This window comes from uncultured Ralstonia sp. (genome assembly GCA_913056305.1).
Taxonomy (GTDB): domain Bacteria; phylum Pseudomonadota; class Gammaproteobacteria; order Burkholderiales; family Burkholderiaceae; genus Ralstonia.
Window position 1 is genome coordinate 1 of sequence record CAJXMR010000328.1, and the last position, 3,505, is coordinate 3,505.

The 3,505-nt window shown below is 66.2% G+C and carries 5 protein-coding genes; 1 reads left to right on the forward strand and 4 read right to left on the reverse strand.

From position 1 onward, the window contains the following. From yidC to rpmH, 4 genes are all read right to left on the reverse strand, one after another. Positions 1-1,126 (reverse strand): membrane protein insertase YidC (yidC, locus tag QZ609_RS25420; RefSeq protein ID WP_295500966.1); only part of this gene is annotated, 1,126 nt, incomplete at its 3' end. A 6-nt stretch (positions 1,127-1,132) separates the two neighbouring features. Continuing rightward, positions 1,133-1,447, reverse strand: coding sequence for a membrane protein insertion efficiency factor YidD (yidD, locus tag QZ609_RS25425; RefSeq protein ID WP_295500968.1), 315 nt, complete (start codon positions 1,445-1,447; stop codon positions 1,133-1,135). Continuing rightward, positions 1,444-1,884: a ribonuclease P protein component gene (gene rnpA, locus QZ609_RS25430; RefSeq protein ID WP_295500975.1), complete on the reverse strand. Its 441-nt coding sequence runs from the start codon at positions 1,882-1,884 to the stop codon at positions 1,444-1,446. The genes yidD and rnpA overlap by 4 nt, the downstream gene beginning before the upstream one ends. A gap of 63 nt (positions 1,885-1,947) precedes the next feature. Beyond that, complete coding sequence (gene rpmH, locus QZ609_RS25435; protein ID WP_003262958.1) at positions 1,948-2,082, reverse strand: 50S ribosomal protein L34; 135 nt, start codon at positions 2,080-2,082, stop codon at positions 1,948-1,950. Positions 2,083-2,733: 651 nt separating this feature from the next. Between rpmH and QZ609_RS25440 the strand changes: the two genes are divergently transcribed. Beyond that, positions 2,734-3,505, forward strand: a 772-nt coding sequence (locus tag QZ609_RS25440) for a DnaA/Hda family protein (protein WP_295500973.1), incomplete at its 3' end; no start/stop codon positions are given.

Below are 3,505 nucleotides of genomic sequence, written 5' to 3' on the forward strand. Positions count from 1 at the left end.
TGACCAGCACGGTGAGCGCGACGATCGACCAGCCCCAGTTGCCCAGCAGCGCGTGAATCTTCTCGAGCAACCAGAACAGCGGCTTGGCGATGACAGTCAACCAGCCATAGTCCTTCACCAGATCCAGGCCCGGCGTGATGGCTTCCAGCATGCGCGCTTCCTGCGGGCCGGCGAACAGGCGTGCCGTGGCCGACACGCTCGCACCCGGTGCCACCGTGCCCAGCGGCTCCTGCATGCCCACGCGGTAGAAGTTGTTGTCGATGCGGTCGACATAGAACTCGCGCTTGGCGTTGGCCGCCGGAATCCAGGCCGACGCGAAGTAGTGCTGCACCATCGCCACCCAGCCGCTGTCGGTCGCGCTCGGCACGTGTGCCTTGCCCTTGTCGATGTCGGAGAAGGTGATCTTGTGATAGTGGTCCGTGTCGGTGTAGACGGCCGGGCCGGTGAAGGTGCTGTAGAAGCGCGATTGCTCCACGGAGCCGCCGTCGCGGGCCAGCTCCATGTACAGCGTCGGGTTGATCGGCGCCGTGCCGTCGTTAGTCACGTCGAAGCGCGTGTCGATCACGTAGCTGCCGCGCTTGAAGACGTAGGTCTTGACCAGCTTGGCGCCGCCCTTGTCGGCGGTGAGCGTGATGGAGACGTCGCCGGCAGCGCCCAGGTCACGCGGGCCAGCCGATGCGGTGAACAGCGTCGTGTGGTTCGGGAAATCGCCGCCGATGATGCCCGAGCGCGCCAGGTAGGTGCGCTCCATGCTGCGGTCGAACAGCACCATCGGGTTGCCGTCGTGATCCTTCTGCGTGAGCAGTTCGAGCTTGCTGACGATGGCGCCGGCCGTATCGATGGTGGCACGCACCACGTCGGTCGTGACGACGATCTTTTCCGAAGCCGGCGCCTGCGTGGCAGCGCCCGTGGCCGGGGCGGCCTGCGTGCCAGCCGCCGCCGCTTCGGTGGCGGCCTTGGGCACGTCGCCCGCGGGCGTGCTGCCCGGCGCGCTGCCGGCGGTGGTGGCCGTCTGCGGCGTCGGGAAGAACATCGACTGGTGGCCATTCGCGCGTTGCCAGTTGTCGAACAGCAGGACAACCGACAGCGAGAAGATCACCCAGAGAATGGTGCGTTTGATATCCATGTCGGATTACGGTCTGGGAAGGTGAATCGACGGCCGCGCGGCCGGGGTGTCGGCTGCGGTCGCGTCGGTCGATGCGGGATCGGTTGAGCGGGGCGCAGCGTCGCCAGCGGCGGGCGGCACAGGATCATACCCGCCTTGCGCGAAGGGATGACAGCGGCACAGACGTTTTGCCGCAAGATAGCTGCCGTAGGCCGGCCCATGCGCGATCACGGCGTCACGCGCGTAGTCGGAGCAGGTCGGCAGGAAGCGGCATTGTGCGCCGACGAAGGGGCTGAAGGCCACCTTGTAGACGCGCAGCAGGAACAGCAGCACGCGCGTCATGGCGCGCCTCCAGGACTGGGCGTCACTGCAGGCGCCGGCGCAGTGGATGGCGGCACCGCTGGTGCCGGCAAGGGGCGTGCGGCGATCTCGAACAGGTGCGAGAGCTCTTGGCGGCAGATCCGCTTGAAGGCGGCCACGGTGGGCACGTCTTCACGCGGGAACTTGGCCTGCAGGCGGATCAGCACGTCGCGCCCGCCCAGCACGGGCTGCCGCAGGCGGAACAGCTCGCGGCACTGGCGCTTGATGAGGTTGCGCTCGACTGCGCGGCGGGCGAACTTCTTGCCGATCACCACCCCCAGGCGCGCCTGCGGGTGCCCGTTGGCGCGCACATACAGTACGAAGTGACGACTACGCCGAACAGGCCGCAAAGCAAAAACGGATGAGAATTCATCCGTTTTCGTCAGCCTTGCGGCCTTGGGGTAGGCGTGCGGGCCCATCGCCAGCGTGCCGCGAAAGCCATGGGCAACGGCCATGGCGGCCGCCACCCGGGCGCGGCAATCTTAGATGGCCAGACGCTTACGACCCTTGGCGCGGCGTGCGTTCAGCACGGCACGGCCACCACGGGTCTTCATGCGGACACGGAAACCGTGGGTGCGCTTGCGACGGGTAACGGAAGGTTGGTAGGTACGCTTCATGATGCACTCTCTTGTTAATGGGTGGTGCGGACGCTGCCGCACGCGCCAAGCCTAGGGTCGCCCCTCGGCCTGATGTCGATCCAGTAGGAGAAATCGCCCACGCAGACCGCCGTGCGCTGTGTTGTTCAGGTCTTGCGCGTCACCGGAAAAAACGGGTGCCGAGCGAATCAAATCGAATCGGGCCCCAGCCGGATCAGGCGCGTCGGGAGAACCCCGGCGCCGCGTCTGACGCGAACAAGCGTGCGCTCCCCTGCCGCGCATCGCAGAACCCGCCATTTAAGCGATGTTTGCCGGGCCTGTCAAGACACTTTGTCTGGGGATAACAGCCCGGCGGCGCGCAAAACCCACCGAAAACCAAGTTGTCCCCAGCGCCTTGTGCGGCCTGGGCCGCCCGACGCAAAGCCTTATCAGGACTGGCTTTACGGGCAACACACAAAATCGGTTGTCCACAGCTACTCACAGCAGGTCCACAGGTTATCCACAGACTTATCCTTTGTGGATAACTTTCGGCAGGGGGTACAATCCCGGTCCAACAACGAAAGCCGCCGTGATGCTTGCTCGCAACAGGTCCGCAGCAAGCGCCCGGCGGCCGGCACCCCTGGGGACGTCGCAACGACGCGTGTGGTGCCGAGCAAACATTGAACGATAACGATGCAGGATTTCTGGCATGCAGCGTCTGCCCAGCTCGAAAGCGAGCTGACGCCGCAACAATTCAAGACGTGGATCAAGCCGCTCACGCCGCTCTCGTTTGACGAGCAGGCGTGCATGCTGCGCATTGCCGCGCCCAACCGCTTCAAGCTCGACTGGGTCAAGAGCCAGTTCTCGGGCCGTATCACGTCGCTCGCGTGCGACTACTGGGAGATGCAGGTCGACGTGCAGTTCGTGCTCGACCCGACCGCCGGCCAGCGCCAAGCAGCCATGCAGCCGGCGTTGGCCCCGATGCCCATGCAGCCGATGCAGCCGCTGATGGCGCAAACGATGCAAGCGGCGCCGACGCAGCAAGCGCCGGCCCGTCCGGCCATGGCGCCGTACCGCGAAACCACCGTGGCCACGGCCGCGCACGCCGTGGCCGAGATCGACGTGCCGGTGATGGACGCCGCCGAAGTGAGCGCGCAGTCGTATCGCATGCCACCGTCCGCGCCCGCCGGAGCGACCGGCCTGGCGGCGGCGCCCAAGGTGCCCGTGGACGACACCGTGCACGAGCGCTCGCGCCTGAACCCGATCCTCACCTTCGACAACTTCGTCACCGGCAAGGCCAACCAGCTGGCGCGCGCGGCGGCCATCCAGGTCGCCAACAACCCGGGCAAGTCGTACAACCCGCTGTACCTGTACGGCGGCGTGGGCCTCGGCAAGACCCACTTGATCCACGCCATCGGCAACTTCATGCTGATGGAGAACCCGCGCGCGCGCATCCGCTACATCC

Excerpts from the sequence above, each read along its gene's own strand:
- yidD (WP_295500968.1), bottom strand. The coding sequence starts at position 1,447 with ATGACGCGCGTGCTGCTGTTCCTGCTGCGCGTCTACAAGGTGGCCTTC.
- rnpA (WP_295500975.1), bottom strand. The coding sequence starts at position 1,884 with ATGGGCCCGCACGCCTACCCCAAGGCCGCAAGGCTGACGAAAACGGAT.
- rpmH (WP_003262958.1), bottom strand. The coding sequence starts at position 2,082 with ATGAAGCGTACCTACCAACCTTCCGTTACCCGTCGCAAGCGCACCCAC.